This window comes from Paenibacillus sp. IHBB 3054 (assembly GCF_051594305.1).
Taxonomy (GTDB): Bacteria; Bacillota; Bacilli; order Paenibacillales; family Paenibacillaceae; genus Paenibacillus_AQ.
Genome location: NZ_JBOFBG010000001.1, coordinates 432,583 through 457,139, shown reverse-complemented (window position 1 = coordinate 457,139; position 24,557 = coordinate 432,583). Strand labels below are relative to the sequence as shown.

24 protein-coding genes and 1 pseudogene are annotated in these 24,557 nt (G+C 49.2%); 17 read left to right on the top strand and 8 right to left on the bottom strand.

Features of this window, described 5'->3' with window-relative positions; genetic code table 11:
* Positions 1 to 122 precede the first annotated feature (122 nt).
* The 8 genes from ACQ76X_RS02290 to ACQ76X_RS02255 all read left to right on the top strand — a co-directional run bounded on the left by ACQ76X_RS02290 (position 123) and on the right by ACQ76X_RS02255 (position 8,840).
* Positions 123 to 1,316 (top strand): D-alanyl-D-alanine carboxypeptidase family protein, encoded by a 1,194-nt coding sequence (locus ACQ76X_RS02290; RefSeq protein WP_438491598.1) that lies wholly within the window; start codon positions 123 to 125, stop codon positions 1,314 to 1,316.
* 173 nt (positions 1,317 to 1,489) lie between these two features.
* On the top strand, positions 1,490 to 1,843 hold the full coding sequence (spoIIAA, locus tag ACQ76X_RS02285) for an anti-sigma F factor antagonist (RefSeq protein WP_038594706.1): 354 nt from the start codon (positions 1,490 to 1,492) through the stop codon (positions 1,841 to 1,843).
* Complete coding sequence (gene spoIIAB / locus ACQ76X_RS02280) at positions 1,840 to 2,295, top strand: anti-sigma F factor (protein ID WP_038594704.1); 456 nt, start codon at positions 1,840 to 1,842, stop codon at positions 2,293 to 2,295. Before spoIIAA ends, spoIIAB begins: the two co-directional genes overlap by 4 nt.
* Positions 2,296 to 2,306: 11 nt before the next feature.
* Positions 2,307 to 3,062 (top strand): RNA polymerase sporulation sigma factor SigF, encoded by a 756-nt coding sequence (sigF, locus tag ACQ76X_RS02275; RefSeq protein WP_038594702.1) that lies wholly within the window; start codon positions 2,307 to 2,309, stop codon positions 3,060 to 3,062.
* An 856-nt stretch (positions 3,063 to 3,918) separates the two neighbouring features.
* On the top strand, positions 3,919 to 4,605 hold the full coding sequence (locus ACQ76X_RS02270; protein WP_038594700.1) for a response regulator transcription factor: 687 nt from the start codon (positions 3,919 to 3,921) through the stop codon (positions 4,603 to 4,605).
* Positions 4,602 to 5,744 (top strand): ATP-binding protein, encoded by a 1,143-nt coding sequence (locus ACQ76X_RS02265; RefSeq protein ID WP_438491228.1) that lies wholly within the window; start codon positions 4,602 to 4,604, stop codon positions 5,742 to 5,744. The genes ACQ76X_RS02270 and ACQ76X_RS02265 overlap by 4 nt, the downstream gene beginning before the upstream one ends.
* Positions 5,745 to 5,746: 2 nt before the next feature.
* On the top strand, positions 5,747 to 8,077 hold the full coding sequence (locus ACQ76X_RS02260) for an ABC transporter permease (RefSeq protein WP_438491226.1): 2,331 nt from the start codon (positions 5,747 to 5,749) through the stop codon (positions 8,075 to 8,077).
* A gap of 4 nt (positions 8,078 to 8,081) precedes the next feature.
* On the top strand, positions 8,082 to 8,840 hold the full coding sequence (locus ACQ76X_RS02255) for an ABC transporter ATP-binding protein (RefSeq protein ID WP_438491224.1): 759 nt from the start codon (positions 8,082 to 8,084) through the stop codon (positions 8,838 to 8,840).
* Between the two features lie 371 nt (positions 8,841 to 9,211).
* Here the strand turns inward: ACQ76X_RS02255 and ACQ76X_RS02250 are convergent.
* A pseudogene (locus tag ACQ76X_RS02250) lies at positions 9,212 to 9,680 on the bottom strand (LysE family transporter); the annotation flags it as partial.
* Here ACQ76X_RS02250 and ACQ76X_RS02245 point away from each other — a divergent pair.
* Both ACQ76X_RS02245 and ACQ76X_RS02240 read left to right on the top strand, forming a co-directional pair.
* A complete protein-coding gene (locus ACQ76X_RS02245) occupies positions 9,566 to 10,096 on the top strand; it encodes a transposase (RefSeq protein WP_438491222.1) in 531 nt (176 codons plus the stop codon). The pseudogene ACQ76X_RS02250 and the gene ACQ76X_RS02245 sit on opposite strands and share 115 nt — an antisense overlap.
* A 4-nt stretch (positions 10,097 to 10,100) precedes the next feature.
* Entirely contained in the window at positions 10,101 to 10,331 is a 231-nt protein-coding gene (locus tag ACQ76X_RS02240) for a DUF2188 domain-containing protein (protein WP_438491220.1), read from the top strand.
* A 97-nt stretch (positions 10,332 to 10,428) separates the two neighbouring features.
* On the opposite strand, the gene ACQ76X_RS02235 is transcribed toward ACQ76X_RS02240, so the two are convergent.
* Positions 10,429 to 11,283, bottom strand: coding sequence for a manganese catalase family protein (locus tag ACQ76X_RS02235; protein WP_438491218.1), 855 nt, complete (start codon positions 11,281 to 11,283; stop codon positions 10,429 to 10,431).
* Positions 11,284 to 11,471: 188 nt separating this feature from the next.
* Between ACQ76X_RS02235 and ACQ76X_RS02230 the strand changes: the two genes are divergently transcribed.
* Both ACQ76X_RS02230 and ACQ76X_RS02225 read left to right on the top strand, forming a co-directional pair.
* Positions 11,472 to 12,752, top strand: a complete 1,281-nt coding sequence (locus ACQ76X_RS02230; RefSeq protein ID WP_438491216.1) for an MFS transporter — start codon at positions 11,472 to 11,474, stop codon at positions 12,750 to 12,752.
* Positions 12,753 to 12,833: 81 nt separating this feature from the next.
* Entirely contained in the window at positions 12,834 to 14,276 is a 1,443-nt protein-coding gene (locus ACQ76X_RS02225; RefSeq protein WP_438491214.1) for an amino acid permease, read from the top strand.
* On the opposite strand, the gene ACQ76X_RS02220 is transcribed toward ACQ76X_RS02225, so the two are convergent.
* The 4 genes from ACQ76X_RS02220 to ACQ76X_RS02205 all read right to left on the bottom strand — a co-directional run bounded on the left by ACQ76X_RS02220 (position 14,273) and on the right by ACQ76X_RS02205 (position 18,038).
* Entirely contained in the window at positions 14,273 to 14,905 is a 633-nt protein-coding gene (locus tag ACQ76X_RS02220; RefSeq protein WP_438491597.1) for a LysE family transporter, read from the bottom strand. The genes ACQ76X_RS02225 and ACQ76X_RS02220 overlap by 4 nt on opposite strands.
* Positions 14,906 to 15,011: 106 nt before the next feature.
* Positions 15,012 to 15,533: a DUF3231 family protein gene (locus ACQ76X_RS02215; protein WP_438491213.1), complete on the bottom strand. Its 522-nt coding sequence runs from the start codon at positions 15,531 to 15,533 to the stop codon at positions 15,012 to 15,014.
* A 93-nt stretch (positions 15,534 to 15,626) separates the two neighbouring features.
* Positions 15,627 to 17,294, bottom strand: a complete 1,668-nt coding sequence (locus ACQ76X_RS02210) for a ribonuclease J (RefSeq protein ID WP_438491596.1) — start codon at positions 17,292 to 17,294, stop codon at positions 15,627 to 15,629.
* A 414-nt stretch (positions 17,295 to 17,708) separates the two neighbouring features.
* Positions 17,709 to 18,038, bottom strand: coding sequence for an RNA polymerase sigma factor (locus ACQ76X_RS02205; protein ID WP_038594678.1), 330 nt, complete (start codon positions 18,036 to 18,038; stop codon positions 17,709 to 17,711).
* 191 nt (positions 18,039 to 18,229) lie between these two features.
* Here ACQ76X_RS02205 and ACQ76X_RS02200 point away from each other — a divergent pair, with 191 nt between their 5' ends.
* Positions 18,230 to 18,439 carry a hypothetical protein gene (locus ACQ76X_RS02200; protein ID WP_076108952.1) on the top strand — a complete coding sequence of 70 codons (210 nt, stop codon included), beginning with the start codon at positions 18,230 to 18,232 and terminating at the stop codon, positions 18,437 to 18,439.
* 123 nt (positions 18,440 to 18,562) lie between these two features.
* On the opposite strand, the gene ACQ76X_RS02195 is transcribed toward ACQ76X_RS02200, so the two are convergent.
* Positions 18,563 to 18,994, bottom strand: a complete 432-nt coding sequence (locus ACQ76X_RS02195) for a hypothetical protein (protein ID WP_438491210.1) — start codon at positions 18,992 to 18,994, stop codon at positions 18,563 to 18,565.
* 201 nt (positions 18,995 to 19,195) lie between these two features.
* On the opposite strand from ACQ76X_RS02195, the gene ACQ76X_RS02190 reads away from it, so the two are divergent.
* The gene (locus ACQ76X_RS02190) at positions 19,196 to 20,776 is read left to right on the top strand and encodes a sigma-70 family RNA polymerase sigma factor (protein WP_438491594.1); all 1,581 of its coding nucleotides are present in this window, start codon (positions 19,196 to 19,198) and stop codon (positions 20,774 to 20,776) included.
* Between the two features lie 106 nt (positions 20,777 to 20,882).
* On the opposite strand, the gene ACQ76X_RS02185 is transcribed toward ACQ76X_RS02190, so the two are convergent.
* On the bottom strand, positions 20,883 to 21,821 hold the full coding sequence (locus ACQ76X_RS02185; RefSeq protein ID WP_438491208.1) for an aldo/keto reductase: 939 nt from the start codon (positions 21,819 to 21,821) through the stop codon (positions 20,883 to 20,885).
* Between the two features lie 187 nt (positions 21,822 to 22,008).
* Here ACQ76X_RS02185 and ACQ76X_RS02180 point away from each other — a divergent pair, with 187 nt between their 5' ends.
* The 3 genes from ACQ76X_RS02180 to ACQ76X_RS02170 all read left to right on the top strand — a co-directional run bounded on the left by ACQ76X_RS02180 (position 22,009) and on the right by ACQ76X_RS02170 (position 24,541).
* On the top strand, positions 22,009 to 22,326 hold the full coding sequence (locus ACQ76X_RS02180; protein WP_438491207.1) for a hypothetical protein: 318 nt from the start codon (positions 22,009 to 22,011) through the stop codon (positions 22,324 to 22,326).
* A 119-nt stretch (positions 22,327 to 22,445) separates the two neighbouring features.
* A complete protein-coding gene (locus ACQ76X_RS02175) occupies positions 22,446 to 23,504 on the top strand; it encodes a FecCD family ABC transporter permease (protein WP_038600267.1) in 1,059 nt (352 codons plus the stop codon).
* A 2-nt stretch (positions 23,505 to 23,506) separates the two neighbouring features.
* Complete coding sequence (locus tag ACQ76X_RS02170; protein WP_438491205.1) at positions 23,507 to 24,541, top strand: FecCD family ABC transporter permease; 1,035 nt, start codon at positions 23,507 to 23,509, stop codon at positions 24,539 to 24,541.
* Positions 24,542 to 24,557 lie beyond the last annotated feature (16 nt).

The window sequence follows — 24,557 nt, the reverse complement described above, 5'->3', positions numbered from 1 at the left end:
TCTTTATTTTATAGAGCATTTTTGCGGATAAATGGAATAATTTTCACCCTTTCTGACCAAACTGGAACACAGTACCTATGAATTGAAGGTTAATGTTCAGGAGGGGAACCATTGTGAGAAGAATGCGTTATGTTATGTTAGTGCTGTGTATTGCTGTATCGGTTCTGGGAGCGTCCTCGGGGGCGTATGCGGAGGAAAAAGCCAAAGGTACCGGTACCGGCAGCACTGCCGCCGCTGTTGACCTTGCGCCGGGTGCACGTTCCGCCATCCTGATGGATGCGGGCACCGGCACGGTAATCTATGAGAAGAACAGCCATGATAAGCTGCCTCCGGCAAGCATTACGAAAATTATGACAATGCTGCTCACCGTCGAGGCACTTGACGAAGGAAGACTGCAATTGACCGATAAGGTACGGACCAGTGAATACGCGGCATCCATGGGCGGTTCGCAGATTTTTCTGGAGCCCGGTGAAGAAATGACGGTAGACGAGATGCTGAAAGGCATCGCAATGGCCTCAGGCAATGACGCATCGGTGGCAATGGCGGAGAAAATCGCCGGTTCGGAGAGTGCATTTGTGGATCTGATGAACAGCAAAGCTGAAGAGCTAGGCCTGAAGGACACCCATTTCGCCAACTGTAACGGTCTGCCGGCGCAGAACCATTATTCTTCGGCGCATGACATTGCCGTGATCAGCCGGGAGCTGCTGAAGCATGAGCGGATCATCAAATATACCGGATCCTATCAGGATTATCTGCGCAAGGATTCGGCCAAGCCGTTCTGGCTGGTGAATACGAACAAGCTGGTCCGTTTCTATACAGGAGCCGACGGACTGAAAACGGGTTATACCTCCGAAGCCAAGTTCTGCCTGTCCGCGACTGCGGCCAGAGACGGACTGCGTGCTGTTGCGGTCGTGCTGGGCGAACCGAACACCAAAACGCGCAACAGCGAAGTGTCGGGGATGTTCGATTATCTCTTTTCCCAATATAAAATGCACACCATTCACAAAAAAGGCGACGCTATCGGTACCCTAAAGATTGAGAAGGGTGTGAAAACGGAGCTGCCTCTGACCGCGGAGGAAACCTACAGTGTCCTGCTGAAGAAAGGCATCACCCAGGAAGGCATCCGCCATGAGCTGGTATTGCCGGCAAACATCAAAGCTCCTGTAGCTGCAGATCAGATCATAGGCAAGCTGGTAGTTTATCAAGGGACAAATGTAATTAAGAAATACGAGCTCAAGGCAGGCGAAGATGTGGCGAAGGCGGGCTGGTGGAAGCTGTTCAAGCGGACGACGGGTTCGCTGTTCACGATTGATTAATTTCTTGTATTTTGTAGATTGCTCATGAGTCTCCTGTAGATTCATAGGGATTTTCTTCTAGTTTTGTCGTGGGGCAGGAATCCTCAATTGCCATGTAGAAAACCTTGTCCTTGAAGGGGAAAACATTTAGTCTCAGGGCGGTTTTGAAAGCAACGAAGAGGAGAGTGGCAGGCATGAATTCTCATGTGGAGATGGAGCATCACCGGGGTGTGCTGATTGTCCGTTTGTTTGGAGAGCTGGACCATCACGCAGCCGATTATGTACGTATGGAAATGGATGAAGCGATTATGCGCGGCCAGGTCGAGCATATGATCCTCAGCCTGAAGGACCTGCAGTTTATGGACAGCTCGGGCTTAGGAGTCATTCTCGGGAGGTACAAGCTGATTCGCAGCAAAGGCGGCAAAATGGCAGTCTGCGATGCCACCGCACCTGTGAAGCGGCTGCTGGAAATGTCGGGCCTGTTCAAAATCATGTCCCTATATGACGACGAGAGCGCTGCACTCTCGGATTTGGAGGTTGCGTTATGACAAAGAGTGAAGCTGGTAACTTCATGAGTGTGCAGTTTGCTGCCCTGTCGGAGAACGAATCGTTCGCGCGTGTGGTGGTGGCAGCCTTCGTCTCCCGGCTCGATCCCACAATGGAAGAGCTGAATGATCTGAAGACAGTCGTTTCGGAGGCAGTGACGAACTGCATTATTCATGGGTATGACAGTGACCCTGAAGGGATTGTCAGCATCTCCGCATCGATTGAGAACGAAACCGTGCGTCTGACCATAGAGGATCAGGGACGCGGGATTGAGGATTTGGAGCTGGCGCAGCAGCCGCTGTACACCTCCAAGCCGGAGCTGGAGCGGTCGGGTATGGGTTTTACGATTATGGAGAATTTCATGGACGAGTTCGAAGTTACAAGTGAACCGGGGCGCGGTACTTCCATCGCAATGAAGAAAACCATCGTCTCGAAAAAAGCTTTATACAATTAGGGGTTGGAGCCATGGATGCAGAGTCAAAAAAAGCTCCGCCGACCTATTTGGACGATGCGGAGGTCAAACGTCTTATCGCGCTCAGTCAGGCTGGAGATAATCTGGCCCGCGACACGCTTGTAAGCTGCAATATCCGCCTCGTCTGGTCGGTGGTGCAGCGGTTTATGAACCGCGGGTATGAGCCTGATGATTTGTTCCAGATCGGCTGTATCGGACTGCTGAAGTCCGTAGATAAATTCGACCTCAGCTATGAGGTCAAGTTCTCCACCTACGCGGTGCCGATGATCATCGGCGAGATCCAGCGTTTCCTGCGCGACGACGGCACCCTGAAGGTCAGCCGTTCGCTGAAGGAGATGGCGAACAAGGTACGCAAGATGAAGGATGAAATGTCCAAGACATTGGACCGCCTGCCGACCATCGGCGAGGTCGCGGAGGCGCTGGGCGTGACGCCTGAAGAAATCGTCTTCGCCCAGGAGGCCAACAAGCCGCCGACCTCGATCCACGAGACTGTCTTCGAGAACGACGGCGACCCGATCACCCTGATCGACCAGATCGCTGACGAAACGCAGGAGCGCTGGTTCGACAAGCTTGCGCTGAACGAGGCCATTGGGGCCTTGACCGAACGCGAGCGCCTGATCGTCTATCTGCGCTACTACCGCGACCAGACGCAATCTGAAGTCGCCAGCCGCCTTGGCATCTCGCAGGTCCAGGTGTCGAGGCTGGAGAAGAAAATCCTTGCGAACATCCGTGAGCAGATTGCGCAGTGAAACAAGGATAAGTATGAGCAGTGAACGTGACGGGTGAAATCAAGAGTGGATGAGCAAGAAGCAGGAGCCGCCTCGGGAGAGGCGGATTTTTTAAAAAGATAAGAATTTATATGTTTTAGGGGCTGTCCCATAAGTGGAGTTTCCGGCGAATGGGACAGTTCTGTGATAAAAATGACCGTAAAAAACAACAGAGCCGCGCTTCTCCCGTTACTGGAGAGTCGCTGCTCTTTGTTTTTGGTCATTGGCTGCCGAACTTCATATCCACACTCTAAGGTTTCCTTATATACTTTGAGGGGGATCGTCTTCTTCTAAGTCCATTGGTAAGCAAAGTTGATCCATGGTATATTGAATGTACAAAGAAATCGCTCCTTTTTGAGATGGTTGGGTGGTACCTCCATTTTACTAAAAGGGCGATTTTTTGCTGTTTTTTAAGATTGTCGAAACAATTTCCGTTTAAACAGCGGAGTGGACGGACTGATTGTGGAAAAGCGGTAGCGGTCGCCTTTATCCCCGGATTTTCGCAGCCATTTCATGGCTTTTGAACAGAATGGAACGAATAAATTTTTTTTGCGCCGCCGTGTGAATTATTCAAAATAAAATGTTGTTATGCTTCTGAGTCCAGCTTATTCAGGTGTTCCATAACACGGCGTAGTAGATGCGCAGGAACTTATGCTCCAATGCCTCGCCCCGCAAAGTCGCAGTATTTTCTTTCCCGGCACAATGCTCAGCATTGACAGCCGGATTGCAGGAGCAATGTTAAGGTAATGTTAAGGTTAACCATGTTTAACTGAAAGGTAGGACAATTATAATGAACTTACGGCTCGAAGGTATGATGAGCAAGAAGAGAGGTGAAACCATGAACAAAACTATTCTGATTGTAGATGACGAGAAGGAGATTCGTGAGCTTCTGCGGTTGTATATAGAAAAGGACGGCTATTCCGTGATACAGGCTGAAAATGGATTGGAGGCGCTTAAACAGGCTGCGTCCGCACGGATTGATTTGGCTGTCATCGACATTATGATGCCGGAGCTTGACGGCTATCAGCTTATCAAAGGTTTGAGAGAACGCAGCAATCTTCCCATTATTATCGTGAGCGCTAAAACGGAAAATCATGAGAAAATATTAGGGCTTGATCTTGGTGCGGACGATTATGTTACAAAGCCTTTTGACCCTTTGGAGGTCACAGCCCGAATCAAAGCTCAATTACGACGCTATGACGGAGGTGCGGCGGATTCCGAAGCGGCTTTACTGACGGCAGGCGAACTGTGTATGGATGTTTCCGCTTGCACACTTAGCTTTGGCAGCGGGACAATCCCTCTTACCGCCACGGAATTTAACATGATGAAGCTGTTTATGCAAAGTCCCGGACGCGTATACACCAAACAGCAGATTTATGAAGCTGCATGGCAGGAGGCAGCCATCGTGGACGACAATACGGTGATGGTCGCCATCAGCAAGCTGCGCGGCAAACTTCCTGGTGACGGTGCGGTATCCATCGGAACCGTCCGGGGATTAGGGTATCGTCTGGAGGTGCGTACATGAAGAAAAAGCGTAGTTTCAAAAGTGTCATCATGCGCAGATTCATAGGCTATACCATCGGAATTGCACTGACGCTTCTGGTATTGGAGTTTTTAATCAGTCTGTTTACATTGAATAACGGGATGAACTTCTCGGAACTGGCGTCTTCCCCTCTGGCCGAGGGGACGGAAACCCTTCAAATCACGCTTTCAGTTATCTGGAATCTTATCACAGTTGCGATATATTTTATTGGGATTGTCCTTTTTGGGCGCGGAATCAACAGGAAAATCATGGAGCCTATACAGAAAATGGAAGAAGGTTTCAAGGAGGTTACGGCCGGTCATTTAGACACTACACTGGACTTTGAAACAGAAACGGAATTTGGGGAAATGCGGGATGCTTTCAATTTTATGGCACGAAAGCTGAAAGACTCCGAAGAAAAGCGAATGACAATGGAAAATGAGAGGATGCGGCTTTTCTCGCACATTGCCCATGACTTGAAAACCCCCATGACAACGATTTCCGGATACGCGCAAGCCTTGGCAAGCGGTATGGTGGAGGAGCCGGACAAACAGCGGGAATACCATCTGGCGATTAAAGCGAAATCCGGGCAGATGAACCAATTGATTGACCAGTTGCTTTCCTATTCCAAGCTGGGTACGCCGCAATACCGGATGAATTTTGCGAAGGTTGACCTTGTAGAGCTGCTTCGCGTATCTTGCGCCACTTTGTTTGGTGAAATCGAAAGCAGGCAGATGAAATTGGAGCTGCGGTTGCCGGACAAACCAGTATTTTACATGGCGGATTCGTTGGAAACCAACCGTGCTATTGGCAATCTGCTGACAAACGCAATCCGCCATAACCCGGTGGGCAGCCTATTGTCCGTGGGGCTGACGGATGAACCCGGCTGTATTGAGTTACAAATTGCCGATAACGGAGCGGCTATCCCGGAGGCCATCGCCGGGAATCTGTTCGAGCCTTTTGTTTCCGGCAGTGATTCAAGAAGTACCAGCAGTGGAACAGGACTTGGGCTTGCCATTGTGAAAAAGGTGATAGAACAGCATTCCGGCGAGGTTTTCGTATTGGACGCACCCTCTCCTTATACAAAGATGTTTGTCCTGAGTTTTCCAAAAGTTTCAGGACACAGAAAGACGGAGGGATGAATATGTATCAAAAAATTATCAAAAACGATATACGCAAAAGTAAGCTGATTACCGCGACGATTACGGCGTTTATCCTCGTTGCCGCCATGCTGACCGCTTTGGCCGCATCGCTGACAGTAAACCTGTTCGGCGGTATCGACAATATGCTTCTTTCGGCAAAGTCGCCTCATTTCATGCAGATGCACACAGGCGACGTAGATTTGGAACAGTTGCGGAGCTTCGCGGATGCTAATGACAACGTAGAGGATTATCAGGTGTTGGAGTTCCTCAACATCGAGGGCGCGGACATTGTCATCGGGGACGATTCCCTTGCCGGAAGCATACAGGACAACGGCCTTTCAGTGCAGGGCGGGAAATTCGACTTCCTGCTTAACTTAAACGGCGAAGTCATCCATCCCGCCGACGGCGAAATCTATGTCCCCATCTATTACATGCAGGAAGGAAACGCGGCACTTGGCGATACGGTGACAATCCATGGCATTTCCTTTACCGTCGCGGGGTTTTTACGGGATTCTATCATGAACGCGGCGATGGTAAGCTCCAAGCGGTTCCTTGTGAGTCAAGCGGATTTTGAAAGAGTCCGTGAGTTCGGACAGTTAGAAAACCTTATTGAGTTCCGGCTGGCAGAGGACGTTTCCTTCCCGGCTTTCGAGGCAACCTATCTCGATGCGGGGCTTCCGGCAAACGGTCCGCCCGCTATCACTTACACTCAAGTGAAGATGATAAACGGCATTACGGACGGCATCATGATTGCCGTGCTGGTGTTGATAGGCGTCCTTGTCATCATCGTGGCGTTTTTGTGTATCCGCTTTACGCTACTAGCTAAAATCGAAGAGGATTATAAGGAAATAGGCGTACTGAAGGCCGTTGGGATGCGGGTATCGCAGATTAAAAAGCTCTACCTTGCGAAATACGGCGCTATCGCGGGGGCGGCCTGCGCGCTGGGCTTTCTGGCCTCCCTGCCGCTCCAAACGCCTTTCATGCAAAACATCCGCCTGTACATGGGCGAAAGCGGCAGCCCGTTACCCGGCTTGCTCTGCGGACTTTTGGGGGCGACGGTAATCTGCGGGGTTGTCATGCTGTATGTGAACGGCATGTTGCGGCGCTTCCGTAAAATATCTGCGGCGCAGGCGGTGCGGTTCGGCGCGTCGCAGGAAAAATCGAGATCGGCCAGAAATTTCCGGCTGAGTAATAACAGGCTCTTTTCCCGGAATATCTTTCTTGGAATCAAGGATGTTCTTTCCCGGAAAAAGCTGTATCTCACCATGCTGATGGTGCTGGTCATTTCCTCATTCATTATGATTGTGCCGCAAAATATCAGCAGCACCATTTCTGCGGAAAGCTTCATCACCTACATGGGCATGGGAATTTCCGACGTTAATATCGGGGTGATGCGGACACAGGTGGAGGACGTTCTGGGGAAGGCGGCGGAAGTTGCTGATGTGCTGGCGGAGGATAAGAATGTTGAAAAGTATGCTTTGTTCACCGGCATGATGTTAGACCGGAAAGCGGACGACGGAACGATGGAGAAGCTGCGGGTGGCATTTGGTGACTATTCCGCCTTTCCTATCACCTACTCCAAGGGCCGTGCGCCGCAATCGGAATCGGAACTCGCTCTCTCCGTCCTCAATGCCAAAGACCTTGAAAAAACAGTTGGGGATGAAATCATTTTAATCGTTGACGGTGCGGAAAAGCACCTGACGGTCTGTGGGATTTACTCTGATGTCACCAACGGTGGCCGAACGGCGCAAGCCAGTTTTGAGGCAAATAACGGAGATGTTTTGAGCGTCGGTCTGGCGGTCACGTTCCGTGACCGCCAGAGTGTAAAGGCGGCAATATCACAGTACAGGGAACAGTTCCCTTTCGCCAAGGTTACCGGTATCGACGAAAGCATTGGGCAGATGCTCGGCTCTATACGGGACGCCATCAAAATGGCTTCCGCTGTCGCTATCGGGGCAACCGTCCTGCTCACACTACTGGTCACGGTGCTGTTTATGAAAATGCTGGTGGCGAAAGACCGTTATCCTATCGCCATACTGAAATCAATGGGCTTCACCGGTGCGGATATTCGCGGGCAGTATCTTACGCGCTCCATCACCGTGCTGGTACTGGGAGTAATCATCGGCACGATTCTGGCAAACACGCTGGGAGAGCTTGTCGGCGTGGCAATCGTTTCTTCCTTTGGCGCAACAACCTTCCATTTTGCGGTAAACCCGTGGTTTGTCTACCTCGTTTCGCCTCTGCTGATTACGGGTTGCGTTGTCGCCGCCACCATGCTGGGCGTTTCCGGCATCCAGGCATTAAAAATTTCCGAACATATTAAGGAGGCTTAACATTATGAATAGCATCATTACAGGTAAAAACATCGTGAAAACCTTTGGCAAGGGTAAGGAGCAGGTCAAAGCGCTGAATGGAGTAAACGTGGAAATAGCAAAAGGCGAGTTTGTTGCCGTGATGGGGCCGTCCGGTTCAGGGAAATCTACACTGCTGTTCGCGCTCAGCGGCATGGACGAGATTACAGGAGGGGCGGTGAAATTTGGCGATACCGAACTATCTAAACTCCGCGAAAACGCGCTTGCGGATGTTCGCCGGACAAAAATGGGCTTTGTCTTTCAGCAGCCCACTATGCTGAAAAACTTGAATCTTTTGGATAATATCATTCTCCCCGCCGCGCATGAGGGCAAAAAGGATACAGCGAAACTCACGCAAAAGGCGAAAGCCCTGATGAAGAAAACAGGGATTGCCGGGCTTGAAAGCAGGGATACCACGGAGGTTTCGGGCGGCGAGCTCCAGCGGGCCGGCATCTGCCGCGCCCTGATGAATGCGCCGGAGATTCTCTTTGCCGACGAGCCGACTGGCGCGCTCAACTCAAAGTCGGCGGAGGAAATCATGGGGCTGCTGGTGGACATCAACACAGAGGGCACAGCCATATTGCTTGTGACCCACGATGCGAAAGTCGCGGCCAGGGCTGATAGGGTTCTGTTTACGAAGGATGGGAATATCGTTTCCGAACTGCCGCTACAAAAGTTCAGCGGCAGGGATATGGAGGCGAGAGGGGAAAAGGTACTCGCTGGGATGGCGGCTGTGGGTATTTAGGTGCGATTAAAAACAACAAATAGCCATAGGCGGCGCGGAAAACCTCTGAACTTAATTGCTTATGCCTTGCGAAAACGATAAACGCGGAGTGCGTAACCGTACCGCCTTTGGGCGAAAATCCGAACTTGGACAATGCAATGTATAAATATGATATAGAGTTTTTTAATAGCATCGGGAAATCCCCTACCAAATTATCGGATTTCATTCAATTGAATGATGCTGAAATAGCTATTGATAATGTGATGAGGACGAAATACATGAACCAAGCTTCCAGTAATACCAAAGAAGACAAAAAACTGAAATGGTGGCAGCTGAGTTTGCTGGGAGTTGCGGGCACCATTGGTACAGGGTATTTTTTAGGCTCGGGTCTGGCGCCATGGATACATCCCAAAGAAGAATCCCTAATACGATAGCTCCGCTGTACATTAGTAACTGCTGCATTGGGTATTCATTGACTGCCTTAGCAAGGATGGACCCGTAAATCCCGAGCCAGAACAGAATCGAGAGCGGATTAAATAAAGACATCAGATAGGACTTTGACAGGGAAATTTCGCTTCCTCTCATCTCGGCTGCGGAGATTTCGCCTGCATTTTTGATGCTCTCCACACCTGTATAGACCAGAACAAAGAAACCGAATAACCATAAGAAGGCTTTCACAAAAGGAGCCTCAAGCAAATGGATAACGCCAAAATAAACCAGCAGCATATAAATGATATCTGCGCTGATTGCCCCGAGGTCTACCACCCAGGCATGCCAGAAGCCTCCGCGAATACCCTTGTCCAGCTGCGCGGGGAGCCGCAAAATATATAGGGCGTTATTTAGCACGTCCAGCGATCGCAGAGTACCGGGTCGTCAGCTATGGTTACCATAAAGTCCATTATTGGTATGCAGATCACCGAACGGGTAAACGGGTAGATGTGGTCTCACCAGTGATGAAATTTATATACGACCTGGTGCAGCACATCCCGCCGAAGCATTTCCGGATGGTAGGGCGCTACGGTTTATACAGCCGTGGAAAAAACAAGGAGTCGCAGAAGGTCATAAATCTGTGGCGGTTCATGGTACATAAACAAATCGAGATGATCTTTGCAACCAAAGAACGGAAGAAAAAGAGTTACCGAGAGCAAATGCTAGAGCCCGTTAGGGTGATTTTGTTCTGGACCAGTTCCCTTGATTGTACTCTACTTTATGAGGTTAATAAGTGGCATGCAGGCCCGAAAAGGAGCGTCAATCCTAAGGGTGAAGAGGAGGAATAATCAGATGGAAGATCAGCGCAAGCATAATATCCATACGACTCCGGGTAAAAACGGAGGTTGGGACAATCAGCAGGGCGGAGAGAAGCTCAGCCATCACCGGACCAAGGAAGAGGCGGAGAAGGCCGGGAAAAAAGAGGCAAAGAAGGCTCACATCGAGCAGAAAATTCACAATAAGGATGGCAAGATTTCTGATTCTATCAGCTATGGCAATGATCCGTTCCCACCAAAAGGTTAAAGCAGAGTTGCTTATTCATATAGGACAACTAACCCCCAAGACCCGCGATTATTACGCGGGCCTTGGGGGTCTGCCTAAGTCTGTTTGGACAGTGGAATTACATATGCATATCCTGTATCCCAGGGCTATGTTCGTTAGGCATTTCAGGCATAACCGGTACAGGGAAACCCTCTGGAGGAGCAACTACGTCAAGATTTCCTTTGTTGCGGCTAGGAGAAGTGCCTTGGAATATTTCTGCCATTCTTGACGGATCCAAGCTAAAGTTAAATTGAATGTTATGGTAACCCATGTCTACGAATTTACGGCATTCCGGGTACTTATTGATGTCATAGTTCGGAACCGGGAATATGTTTCCCCAATTGACACCCAGAGTCTCCAACGCCTTAGCGAACGCATTTTGATGGGCATTATCGCGCACGATCAGGAAGCCCAGTGTTTCGCGGAATGTTTTGTTTGAGCTCATCTCATAAATCCGGGTCTTCTGCAGCACCCCCGTCGATTCCAGCACGACATTATTCAGAAGGTCACTGATCAGATTTCCATGGCTGTAGACGTAGTTTCCAAGCCAAGGATTGCCCATGGCATCCACAGGCAATGAGGCTTGTGCGCCCATAATAAAATGATGGGGATTGGCATGCTTCACGGCTTCGTCCAAAGGAGCGCCATCTCTGCCCCCATTTCCAGCCTGCTCTTCACCGGACCCGTTTAGCAACTGGTTAATGGTATGCTGGACCAGATCTACATGAGCAATTTCTTCCAGGAATACACCGCGGAGCAAATCACGAAACTGTAATTCTTTCCCCCGAAAATTGCTGCTCTGAAAGAAATACTGCATCATGGTACGCATCTCTCCGTAATGGCCGCCCAATATTTCCTGAAGTACTTTGGCTGCAGCAGGATCGGGCTTATCTACGACGATCCCATTAATCAGTCCTTCTTTATAGAAATACAATTGAAAGTCCTCCTTATAAATCTTGATTTGATATTTTTCCGTGTAGTTTCCTCTAAAGACTGTTTGTTTATGCACCAGTTGGAAGGAAGTATAACCCGGAACAACTGTTTCCGATGAAATCAAACGTATAAATATGTCCGTTGAAACCACAATAAGCGGTATGTGAATATAAAAAAGGTGGTTCGTCCATGAAAGGAAAAAAAGCCGCACTGGTTGCACTAGCTTCCATTCCGCTAATTATGACACTCGGAAATTCCATGCTGTTGCCTATTCTGCCGCAAATATCAAAGGAACTTAATATCAACGCATTTCAAGTGAGTATGATCATCACGGTTTATGGCCTTATAGCCATACTGATGATTCCGGTCGCCGGCTATTTATCCGACCGCTACGGAAGAAAAATCGTTATTTTACCGAGCCTTATTTTAGCTGCCCTGGGCGGAGCAGTCTGCGTAGCCGCTGCATGGTTCATGGCTGGAGTAAATGCTTACTGGGTCATACTGGGGGGGCGTTTACTGCAGGGTATTGGTGCAGCGGGCGCATTCCCAATCGTGCTTCCCTTTGTGGGGGATCTGTTCAAGGATGAGAAGGAGGTTAGCAAAGGCTTGGGAGTGATTGAGACTTCCAATACCTTCGGTAAAGTGTTAAGCCCGATCCTTGGAGCTTATCTGGGAACATTGCTTTGGTATGCTCCTTTTATAGCCATTCCCATTCTTTGTCTGGTTTCATTTGTGCTGGTTGTGTTTCTGGTCAAAAAGCCAGAGGCAGAGGAGCGGTCTGAAAAAATGGGCCTGGGTCAGTTTTTGTCGACAATCAAAGATATACTCCATGAGAAAGGCCGCTGGCTCTATGCAATATTTGCCATCGGCGGAATATGTATGGTTGCAACCTTCGGTGTATTGTTCTATTTGTCGGAGACCTTGGAATCAGAATACAACCTACATGGGGCTTCAAAGGGATTTGTGCTGGCGATACCACTTGCACTGCTGTGTCTGGCTTCTTTTGGGACCGGGAAAATTATCGGACAAAACAAGACGCTGATGAAATGGCTGGGCTTTAGCGGCATGGCTTTACTCACGGCTGCAATGCTTACTACAGGATTTAGCCGGAATATTTATTTTATGGTGGGGTTTTTAAGTTTGAGCGGAATTGGGATTGGTATGGTATTGCCTTGTATGGATGCGCTGATCACGGAAGGGATTGAGAAGGAGAAGCGCGGCACCATTACTTCCTTATACAGCAGCATGAGGTTTATCGGAGTTGCGGCTGGGCCGCCAGTAGTATCTTTGCTGATGAATAGAGGGCACTGGGTCTTATTCGGTACTATGGCAGCGGTAGGGGCAGTTGGCGGACTGCTGTCATTGTTTGCAGTTACTCCAAGCACAAGCGGAAATGGCGGAAAGAATAAACAGAGACAAAACAAATTGGTGCAGAAAAAGGGGATTCCAATCCGGCAGCGTGCAAGGTAAGCCCTGTACTCAAGAAATGGGATGGATTATAAAGAAATAAAAGGAACAAAGTAAACCGCTACAGGAAGGGATGAATGATACATGAACCAAACTTCCAGCAAGACCAAAGAGGAAAAGAAACTGAAATGGTGGCAATTGAGCTTATTGGGAGTCGCTGGGACTATAGGCACCGGTTACTATCTTGGCTCTGGTCTAGCGATCTCCACCGGGGGCCCTGCGGTGCTGCTTGCCTATATTCTGGCAGCTGTTGGAACCTATGTCGTATTTGACGCCTTGGCGCGAATGACTGCACAGCACCCGGAGCAGGGTTCCTTTCGGTCCTATGCCAAAAAGGCATTCGGAAGCTGGGCAGGGTTCGGCAGTGGTTGGATGTACTGGTTCTCGGAGCTATTGATTATGGGAAGCCAGCTAACGGCATTGTCCATTTTTTCGCGCTTCTGGTTCCCAGCCGTGCCGATGTGGGTCTTTGCAGCCGGGTTTGGTGCTGTAAGCCTGTTAATCGTTTTTTTTGGCAACAAGGGGTTCGATCGGGTTGAAAATGTGCTGGCTATCATCAAGGTGGCAGCTATTCTAATGTTCCTGGTGATTGCGGCAGCTCTTCTGGCAGGCTGGATTGGCGGAGGAAAGTATGCTCCCAAACTTCCGCTTAGCTATTCTGCGTTATTTCCGGCAGGGGGCTTAGGGTTATGGTCTGCCTTTATTTTTGCTTTTTATGCCTATGGCGGCATAGAGGTAATTGGCATTATGTCCTACAGACTCCAGAAGCCTGATGATGCACCTAAAGCTGGAAAGGTCATGCTGCTGGCGCTCGCTGCTGTGTATGTCCTGTCTATCGGGCTCGCTGTAACAATGGTACCCTTTAATGCTTTTAATTCGAAAGAAAGCCCGTTTGTACTTGCTCTCAGCAGTGACCATCTGGCTTTTGTCCCTCATTTGTTTAATGGAGTGCTGATCATTGCCGGCTTCTCCACGATGACCGCATCGCTTTACGCCATAACTTCGATGATGATTACCCTTGCGCAGGAAGGGGACGCCCCCCGCTTGTTCTCCAAAAAATGGAAGGATAAGTATCCATTCTTTGCGATGTGTCTGATTGCTGCGGGTCTAGTTGGAGCCATTATGATGTCACTGTGGTTGCCAGGGAAAGTATATGAATATATCACTACCGCTGCAGGGTTGATGATCCTGTATAACTGGTCCTTTATTTTGCTCTCTTCAGGCAGGCTGCTGAAACCAACTAAAATAAGCGGAATTAAGCGATGGATCGGGCTGCTGCTTATCGGGATAGCGGTTGCGGGCACTCTTTTTCATGCACTCAGTCGTCCAGGGTTCTACATCAGTCTCCTGATTCTGTCGCTGATCGCGCTAAGTGATTGGATCGTCCAGCGGGTAAAGAAAAAACATGCAGCTGCTTCAGCTGGCAACCAGCCTCAAGAAGATAAGGAAATGAATGAACACGAAACACTGCCGGGTGGACCTGGGTTTCGGATCACAGGCATCAGGCTGCGGAAGAGCAAGCTTTAGTGGAAAAATAGCAGCTGGATAGCCTGTACCCCAAAATACAAACCAAAGCCAACCAGCGACAGGCCGGACACAACGGAAATCCCCTTTAAAACCTGAGCGGTCAGCAGCTTCCGAAAGATGCTGGAGGCGGCAGCCATAGAAACATCCCAAATGAGAATCCCGATTACGATAGCCCCGCTATACACTAATAACTGCTGCATGGGATACTCATTTGCCGCCTTGGCCAGGACGGATCCGTAAATGCCTAGCCAGAATAAAATAGATAAAGGATTGAACAGTGACATCAGAAAACCTGACAGATAGGATCTGTACAGCGAAGCTTCCCTTCCCCTCATGTCGGGTGCTGTGATTACACCTGCATTTTTGATGCTCTCCACACCTGAATAGACCAGTACAAAGAAACCAAATAACCATAGGAAGGCTTTAACAAACGGAGCTTCGAGCAAATGAATAATTCCAAAATAGACCAGCAGCATATAAATAATATCTGCGCTGATTGCCCCGAGGCCTACCACCCAGGCATGCCAGAAGCCTCCACGAATACCCTTGTCCAGCTGTGCGGCATTAATGGGACCGATTGGAGCCGAAAGCGATAATCCGAGAAAAACATATCCTATAAATATATTAATGCTGACCTCCCCCTTTACGTTAAGCATATTCGCAGAAAGCCGTTAGTAGGACAACAAAAAGAAGGCCCGCAATGGATTGCGGGCCTTCTTTACATTCTGATTTAGGTTAAGCCTTAACGGCTTCTGGTCTTTTTACTTGAAGAGGCGGAGGGATCAACCAGCCTTTTTTCTTGGTCAGATGCAGAATTTTAAGGCCTATGGCTGCTTTGGTAAGGTGGTATTTTGCAAATAAAGCACCAACATCTTCTCTGATGGATTGTCCCATAACCTGGCTGCAGGCAACCAATCCGGCTGCGTTATCAGCAGCAATTTTGGCAGCAATCTCCGGATCTGTGAAGCGAGCCCCTACAGGAATATCCTCAAGCTTGACTTCGGGTCTACTAGGCATTACCGGTGCTGAAGCAATACCGTTATCAGCCAGCAGCGAATCGCACTCGCTGATTTCCAGCTCGGCTTGATCAATTAATGCGGCTAATACTTTTTTAAGATCATTATCACCGGCATGATACGTATAGGCCCGGTAAAAGGAGAGAGCCCCTTTCGCTACCATCGAGGCTTGCCACACGCTAAAGATCTCTCCATAATGCATCGGTTCGTCTTTGGGATTGCCACCTAAAATTCCTGTCATAAACAAGCTCCTTTGCTTTTAAATTTGATCAAATTTAGCATACCCAGCAACACGCCAAACTATTTCAGATTTCACATGAATGTTTAATCACAATTACACTTCAATAATGATCGGAAGAATCATCGGGCGGCGTTTTGTTTTCTCGTACAGATATTTGCCCAAGGCATCTTTGAGCGTTTGCTTCATGATATTCCATTGACCCAAATCCCCTTTGCTCATTTTCTCCAGGGTTGCTGCGATAAACTGATTGATCTCTTCCATTAGCTTGTCTGAATTCCGTACATAAATGAAGCCACGGGATATCGTGTCAGGGGCGCTCAGCATCCGGCCATCCGTTTGGCTAAGGGTAATGACAGTGATCAACACCCCATCCGCAGACAACTGACGGCGGTCCCGCAAGACCACATTGCCGATGTCGCCGATTCCCAGGCCATCCACAAATATTTGACCGGCGGTAACCCGCCCCGATTGACGGACAACCCCTTCCAGTGATTCAACGACCTCGCCGTTTTTCAAGATAAATATATTGTCCTCCTTAACTCCGACTGCTTCCGCCAAGAGGCTATGATGATGAAGCATGCGGTATTCTCCATGAATTGGAATAAAGTATTCAGGCTTCATTAGGGTAAGCATCAGCTTCAATTCCTCCTGGCTGCCATGCCCGGACACATGAAGCTCGCTCTTTGATCCGTAGATGACCCTCGCGCCGAGCATGTATAGATTATCAACAATCCTGGATACATTACGCTCATTGCCCGGGATCGGATTGGCCGCGAGAAGAACGGTATCCCCGGCTCCGATTTCCATCAGCCTATGGCTGGAGTTGGCCAAACGGGACAATGCTGCCATGGGCTCACCTTGACTGCCTGTGCAGAGGACAGCTATCTGATCTGGAGGCAGTTTCGCAGCTTCCGCAGGTTCTACCAGCATCCCTTCCGGGATGCTCAAATAACCCAATTCCTGGGATACGGAGACTACGTTCACCATGCTTCGGCCAAGTAAGGCAAGCTTACGTCCGGTATGGATAGAGGCATCAACAATTTGCTGCAGACGGTGCACATTGGAGGCGAAAGTGGAGACAAATATTCTGCGATCTGCTTTTTGAAAAGCTTCTTCCATATGCGCACCTACAAGCCTCTCGGAGGGAGTGAATCCGGGACGTTCGGCATTCGTGCTCTCCGAGAGCAGAATTTTAACACCGTTTTTGCCGATGTCGGCCATTTTATGTATGTCCGGATATTGTTTATTGACAGGTGTCATATCGAACTTGAAGTCGCCCGTATGGACAACCGTTCCTTCAGGAGTATCAAAGACGACACCGAGACAATCAGGAATGCTGTGGTTGGTACTAAAAAAGGTCGTCGTAATGGAACCGAAGGTGAGGCTCGAATCGGCATCGATGCAATGCAGGCTGGTCTGGCGGAGCAGACGATGTTCCTTGAGCTTATTTTCAATTAACCCCAGGGTCAGACGGGAGGCGTAGATGGGGATATTTAATTGTTTGAGCAGGTAGGGAATCCCTCCAATGTGGTCCTCATGTCCATGAGTCACAATCAGTGCTCTTAACTTGTCGACATTATTTAATAAATAAGATACATCTGGAATGATTAGGTCAATGCCAAGCAGACTCTCATCCGGGAATTTAGAGCCGCAATCGATAACAAGAATGTCATCGGCGTATTGCAGGAAATACATGTTCTTACCAATTTCATGAACGCCACCTAAGGCTGCAATCGATAACCTTTTATCTGACATTTTTATATTCCCTCCTTATTAGAATCCTCTATATTATGTTTAGAGTCTTTAATAACTATCCATTGTTTCGGGAGGTGAGTTAGGATAAAAAAGAACAAAAATAAGCTGCGTTCCTCGTAACATGACGGGGAACGCAACTTTATGTCTGAATGGATCCAAATGAATCGTAATACGGCCTTCCTTGCAGCAATCTGCTCGTGAGGAACATGGTGCAGTTGAATAATCTAGTAAACGTATTCCAAGGGTATTAAACTTGCTTTTCGCTATGAATTAATTCCAGAAACTCTACGATAATTTCGGAAGTCACATCCTCCGCCGGCAAATGTATAAATTGACTTAGCCGGAGAATGACCGGCCTGTACAGCTCAATCAGTTGAAGCGTGGCTTCGGGGTCTTTGTTTCTGACCTCGTTCAGCAAATTTAAAAATTCGCGATCTGGGATAGGCGCTGAATCAGCTTCCTTTTCCATTTGTGCACCCCCTGTTGACTGATGTTGAGTTGGCGAGCGACTTCAGCTTCCGTCAAGCCTTCCAAATAGATTTTTTGCAAAATGGATCGCTCGTATGGGGACAACATGCTGATCAGCTGTTCCGCAGCGATTTTGTTATCTGAAGATTCTGTGAATGAAGGGACGGCAAGCTTGTCATCGTAGCTGTTCTCTTGTCGCTTGATCTTCTTTGCCCGATATTGCAGTCTCCAGCCAATACGGTATATTTCGGTTTTATAGCGGTTATATTCACTCTGCTGCACACCAACACTCCCCTTTCTACTATTTAACGTTTATGTATATAGGGAACTTTTAAGAGGGAAATAACAACCAAAAAAGGAACATGTGTTCCTATATATTATACACGTTTTCCAATTTAATGGAATCGGTTGTAAAACAAAGCCCGAAGTTTCCCTTCAATTAAAACGTCGGTTTAGGAAGGGAGGGGAGATTTATGGACATTGCAGATGTTGTCAGCTTGATTACTAATGTGGGCTTTCCGGTCACACTCTGCTTTATTCTGATTCGTTATGTACTGGAAACGGTAGGAGAGAAGCTGGATAAACTGGATGCTTCGCTTCATCAGCTCACCCAGGCTATTCAAACTCTGGAAGGCACAGAAAAGGCGGTAGAGTTCAAAAGTGTTAAATCTAAGCAAGTTTGACAAGCGTATCGCTTCAGCACAAAAAGCTTCCCACAAGAGGAAGCTTTTTGCCTTGAATTGTAAACCTGCTAATCATTGATGATAGGTTAGCGTATAATATGATTTAGAGAATTGAGGATCCTACTAGCCACCGATCGCCATCGCGCTAAAAACAACAGGACCGACAACGTATGCAGTGGAGTTATTATCCTGATTTTCAACAATCAGCTGATAATTTTGTGTTCCGGCTGGAGCATTGATATCTACCATATGCAGGCTGATGATCCCGTCATCGTTAAAGTCTTCTTCATATTCTGCCAGCGCATAGAAAATTTCAACGCCTGCACGCCAAATGCGGATCAGAATATTCGGGAAATCACCGAGATTGGGAACATCGATACCAATGGTAGCTTTCAATTCCACCTTGTTCGGGAAATGGGCAGGATTTGCGGGATCAATATACACCCCTACTCCTGCAATCTCCACGCCTGATGGAGAGATTGGGATCAAAGTAGAAATCCCTCCTGTAATTGGTGTTACTACAGTAGCATTATAATCCAAAAGAGTTTTTACCATTTCAAATCACCCCCTTCAGTCTACATCATCTTATGTGTGGCACTGAATTCGGAGTGTGTGGTTGTCTTAATGAATATGCTGATTTTTAGTAGATTAAGTGAGTAATGAGGTTGTTTTAGCCCTTGCACCAAGATCGTTGTAACCTTTCTTCCCGTAGATGGCACCTATAGTTAAGAACATGTGAAAAGAGGATCGAAAGTGATGCGGCAATGGGTTGAAGAGGCACAACAAGAGAATTCGGAGGCGTTCGGGCAGTTAATGCGGCATTATCACGGTATGGCTTATGCTGTAGCTTACGACATGCTGAAAGATGTACATCTTGCTGAAGATGTTGTGCAGGAAGCGTATATTGAAGCTTATTTGAATCTAGGAAAGCTGCAGGATCCGGCTGCGTTTCCGGGATGGTTCAAGACGATTGTCGTAAGGCAGTGCCAGCGGAGTCTGAGACATAAACGACATATATTGCTGCCTCTTGATGATGCCCTGCACCTCTCGGAAAAGTCGCCGGGCGTTGCGGAAATTGCCGAGCGCAGAGAAGGGGAACAGCTGCTGCAGAGAACGGTTGCGGCGTTGTCTGCGAAGCTGCGGGTGCCCATGCAGCTGTTTTATTATTATGGTTATTCCCTTCAGGAGATCTCTGATTATCTGGGGATTCCGGTTTCGGCGCTAAAGAAGCGGCTGTATGATGGGCGGCGCAAGCTGAAGGGAGCTCTTCCCGTTGCCGATCTCGCCTCCATGTTCAACTATCTATATGAAGGAGGCAGAAATATGCTGCATATTGTGAACGGAGACAGTGTGGGTGAAATGCTGAAGCAGGGAATTGTCCAGGGCGAGGTGCTGGTCTGGCGGGAAATCTATTCCGCGGGTCCGATATTCGTCAATCCGGCAGCCTCCAGTGAACGGATACAGCGGGCCGGGGTTCTGGAGAAGACATTAGGAATTCCTTCTACAGAGTATATAGCCAGCTGTGAGACACAGGAGGCGAAGCTTCGCGAATTCAAACGTTATGATGAAGTAGTACTGTGGTTTGAGCATGATCTGTTCGATCAGAGCATGCTTGCTTATCTGCTGCACTGGTTCAAGGGACAGAAGCTCGGCAGTACGAAGCTAAGCCTGCTCTGCATTGGTGAATTTCCGGGGATTGAGCTGTTTCACGGTCTTGGCCAGCTGACTCCGGCGCAACTTGGAACATTGTCTGGAACCTGGCAGGGCATTGGACGCAAAGAAATGGAACTGGGCAGCGATCTTTGGCGAGCCTATGCTTCTCCCGATCCTGGAACGATGGCTGCTCTGCTGGAGGAGAGAAGGGGAGAACTTTCGGCATCTGCGCTGCCCTTTGCCTATGAAGCATTCAAAGCCCATCTCTCAAGGCTTCCTTCGGTTCATAACGGACTGGGCATCGTAGAAGAGACTACGCTTCAGGCTGTCCGCCATGGCGCGCTTACACCGATGGAACTGTTCCCTCTGGTTTCCGACAAGCTGCACCGGCTCGGCATGGGTGATCTTGATTTTGGCCGTTATCTGCACACTCTGGTGTATAATCCGCAGCCTCTGCTGACTATAGAGGGAGCAGAGGGAAATACGGATTTCCGGCAGATTGCGGAATTTTGGGGCCGCCGGGTTGCCATCACCGAGCTTGGTGAGCGGATACTTGACGGGTTAGCAGACCGGGTAGAGGTTCAAGGCCTAGACGAATGGTACGGCGGGCTGCATCTGGAGGGTCACACCGTTCCATGGCGCTGGGACAGCTCCTCCGGCAGTTTGGTCCGGTCTGAATTGTAAGCTCCTCAGGGATGCAGAAATGGGCGCGGGCCAGTCCTATAAAGTTGTAGCCGCTTGCAGATTGACAAAGAAGACCTGAGGGATGCCCTCAAGGTCTTCTTTGTGATTACCAACCCAGCTTCTGGTCTCTAATCTTCGTTATCCAGAGATCCTGAAGCTTCTTGACGTGAGCTTCAGGCATCGCTGCTGCGCTGGCCGATATATTCTCAATCAGTTGGGCACTGTTCCGTACACCGGGGATGACGGTTGTGACTTCAGGATAGGCCAGGATGAATCTCAGAGCGGCCATCGTCATCGTCGTTTCTTCATTGGTTATGAATTTGATTTGCTCCAGAAGTGCTGCACGCTTACGGATCACTTCCGGCGACCAGCGGCTGCGCACACCTTCGAAGCTGCTCTGGCTGTTATATTTGCCGGACAGCCAGCCGGAGTCGAGGGGGACCTTGACAATAATGGCGATATTGTTATCCTGGGCGCGCTTGAACGCTTCGGCAGTCTCCTGATAAAAGATATTAAACATCACTTCCATCACACCGATGTTCGTATGCTCGATAACTTCCAGCATTTCCGGGATGGAATCGACAGAAACGCCGTAGGTGAGGATCTTACCCTCAGTTTTTAACTTCTCCAGTTCCTCATAATGTCCGTGTTTCCCATCCAGCATGTCAAAAGGCGGATTATGGATCAGCACGGAATCGACATAGTCAGTTTGCAGCCGCTGCAAGCTGACTTCAACCGAGGCCCTGATTTGATCCGCGCCATAGTTCGAGCTGCCGTCCGCCTGATGCCCGAATTTCGTATTGATGACGGCATTCCTGCGTTTTTCGGCTAGAGCCTTCCCAAGCAGCTCTTCGCTTTTGCCAAGTCCATAATTGGGAGCGGTGTCAAAAAAGTTCACCCCTCTCTCCAAAGCTTCATGCACCAGGCGCACCGCCGCGTCATCCTCCATGGCTTCCCAATCCTGTCTGTTGCCCAGCTGCCATCCGCCGAAGCCAATTTCGGATACGGATTTACCTGTACGTCCATAAGTTCTTGTGTTCATCATATTCACTCCCTATAGGATTGATCAATGGTTCATATACTTAGCTGCTCATATTTCCAGAAGATTATATTATATTACTAGAATATTGCAATACTGGACACAGATATTCCCTAAGGCATGCAAAGAGCCTGTGAAACATAGGATTGTATAAGAGCTGTCTCCATTCAACTGCAGCAGGAGGGATTGGTGTATGGACGGGAAGATGAGTGCAATCATTATGCAGATAGACACGCTTGCAACCGATATCATTGTACCTTTGCGCAGAAAAATCATTAATGAGGCCGGATTTATGCGGCTGTATGCCGTTCTGGAAGAGGCTTATGTGTTGATTGAGCACGAAAGGCAGATCGACAGGGAGCTGGCGGCCATTTTATTCCTGATCTATTCACAGCTTGTGACCCAGTCTAATTATGTGTATGACAAAAGCACTTTTGTGCCTCATATCGGCAAAATGCAGGGATACATCCGCAAAATATTTGGCGGCACGCTGCAAAATTTGTCATTTTAACGGAGATTAGAGGTTTTTGAGCGGTGTGCTTTCATTTGTCCATTGCCAAACAACGCCATTTTCATTTACAATATTACAATGATAATGAGAATCAATTTCATAGAAAACGGGTGACTTTAATGAATCAACAGGCAACGGCCAGCAAAGGGCTAATCCAGGGGAGAGATCCGGTGAAGTTCCGTTCACGCCCATGGGCAGCAACGCTGATATTGGTCGGCGGTCTGATTGCATTAGCACTAGGCATTGCGCTTTCGGTCTCATTCGGAGCCAAAGACATTAACTTTTCTGTAGTGTGGACCGCTGTGTTTCACTTCAATCCGGATATTACGGATCATCAAATTATCCGCGAGCTGCGGCTGCCGCGCGTGCTAGGCGGGGCCATGGTAGGTGCCAGCTTTGCGGTGGCAGGAGCGATTATGCAGGGGATGACCCGCAACCCGCTCGCGGATTCCGGGCTGATGGGCATAAACTCTGGAGCGGGGTTTGCGCTTGCACTCTGCTTTGCATTCTTGCCGAATTTACCGTTCATGTATCTGATTTTATATGCATTTGTGGGAGCCGGGGCGGGGGCGGCAATTGTGTATGGTATCGGGTCCATGGCCAAGGGTGGCCTTACACCTGCCCGCCTGGTACTTGCCGGAGCGGCCTTCAGTGCGCTGCTCTCTGCGCTCAGCGAAGGCGTAGCTTTATATTTTCAGATTGGACAAGATCTGGCTTTCTGGTATGCAGGAGGTGTAGCTGGTACGAAGTGGATTCAACTCAAAATTATGTTTCCTTGGATCGGCGGGGCGATTATAGGAGCCCTCATCTTATCCCGTTCCATCTCTATGCTCAGCCTGGGTGAGGATATCGCCAGAGGCCTCGGGCAACGGACGGGTCTGGTCAAATTGGCCGGTGCATTAATCGTGCTGATTCTTGCCGGCTCCTCGGTAGCAGTAGTCGGAGCAGTGGGCTTTATTGGACTGATCATTCCCCATCTGACGCGTTATCTTGTAGGGGTGGATTATAGGTGGATTATCCCTTGTTCCGCCATTCTGGGCAGTCTGCTGGCTGTATTTGCCGATCTGACCGCCAGAATGATCAATCCGCCGCAAGAAGTGCCGCTGGGCGCTATCATTGCGCTAATCGGTGTGCCTTTCTTTCTGTATTTGGCCCGCAAAGAAAGAAGGGAGCTGTAGTTATGCAGAGAACAACAGCTTTATCCTATGAATCTAACAGACGCAGACGCGGATTGACCGTTCTGGCTGTGATAGCCGCATTAATCGTACTCGTGTTTATTATCAGTGTGAATACAGGATACATACGACTTACTCCTATGGAACTGCTGAACACTTTGCTCGGCAAAGGTACGGACAAGCAGGAGCTGATCCTGTTCGACTTCCGTCTGCCGCGCATCGTGATCTCCGTTCTGATCGGAGCGGGACTTGCCGTTTCTGGAGCGGTCATGCAAGGCGTTTTCCGCAATGATCTGGCCGATCCCGGCATTCTCGGCATCAACGCCGGAGCCGGTCTGATGGTTATGCTGATGGTTTCTTTTTATCCGTCGACGACTGCTGCACCGGTATACCTGCTGCCGCTCGTTGCTTTTGTCGGAGCGGGGCTGACTGCGGCCTTGATTTATATGCTTGCGTATAAGCGGTATCAGGGGATATCTCCGATCCGCCTGCTTCTGACCGGCGTAGCCGTTGCAGCCGGAATCAGCGCAGCTATGATTGTGCTGACGCTGCGTCTTGATCCTGATAAGTATCAATTTGTCGCTACCTGGCTGGCGGGCAGCATCTGGGGGACCAGCTGGAAATTTGTGCTTTCCCTGCTCCCCTGGATTGTGATTCTGCTGCCCTATGTGATCTACAAAGCCCGGGTAATGAATGTACTTAATCTGGGCGAGCAGACAGCCACCGGCCTTGGAGCCGCTGTTACCAGAGAGCAGTTCAAGCTGCTCGCAGCCGCAGTCGGACTCGCAGCTTCTAGTGTCGCTGTCAGCGGCGGGATCGGTTTTGTCGGCCTGGTCGGCCCGCATTTAGCCAGACGTCTGGTGGGTCCGAAGCATCAGCTGATGCTTCCGGCTTCCGCGCTGCTAGGTTCCCTGCTGGTTATCACCGCCGATACGATCGGCCGCTGGATATTGCAGCCCTCGGAGATCCCTACAGGTATCGTGGTTGCTGTTATAGGTGCACCTTATTTTCTCTATTTGCTGGCCCGGACGAAGTCTTGATAGAGACCAAAAATAC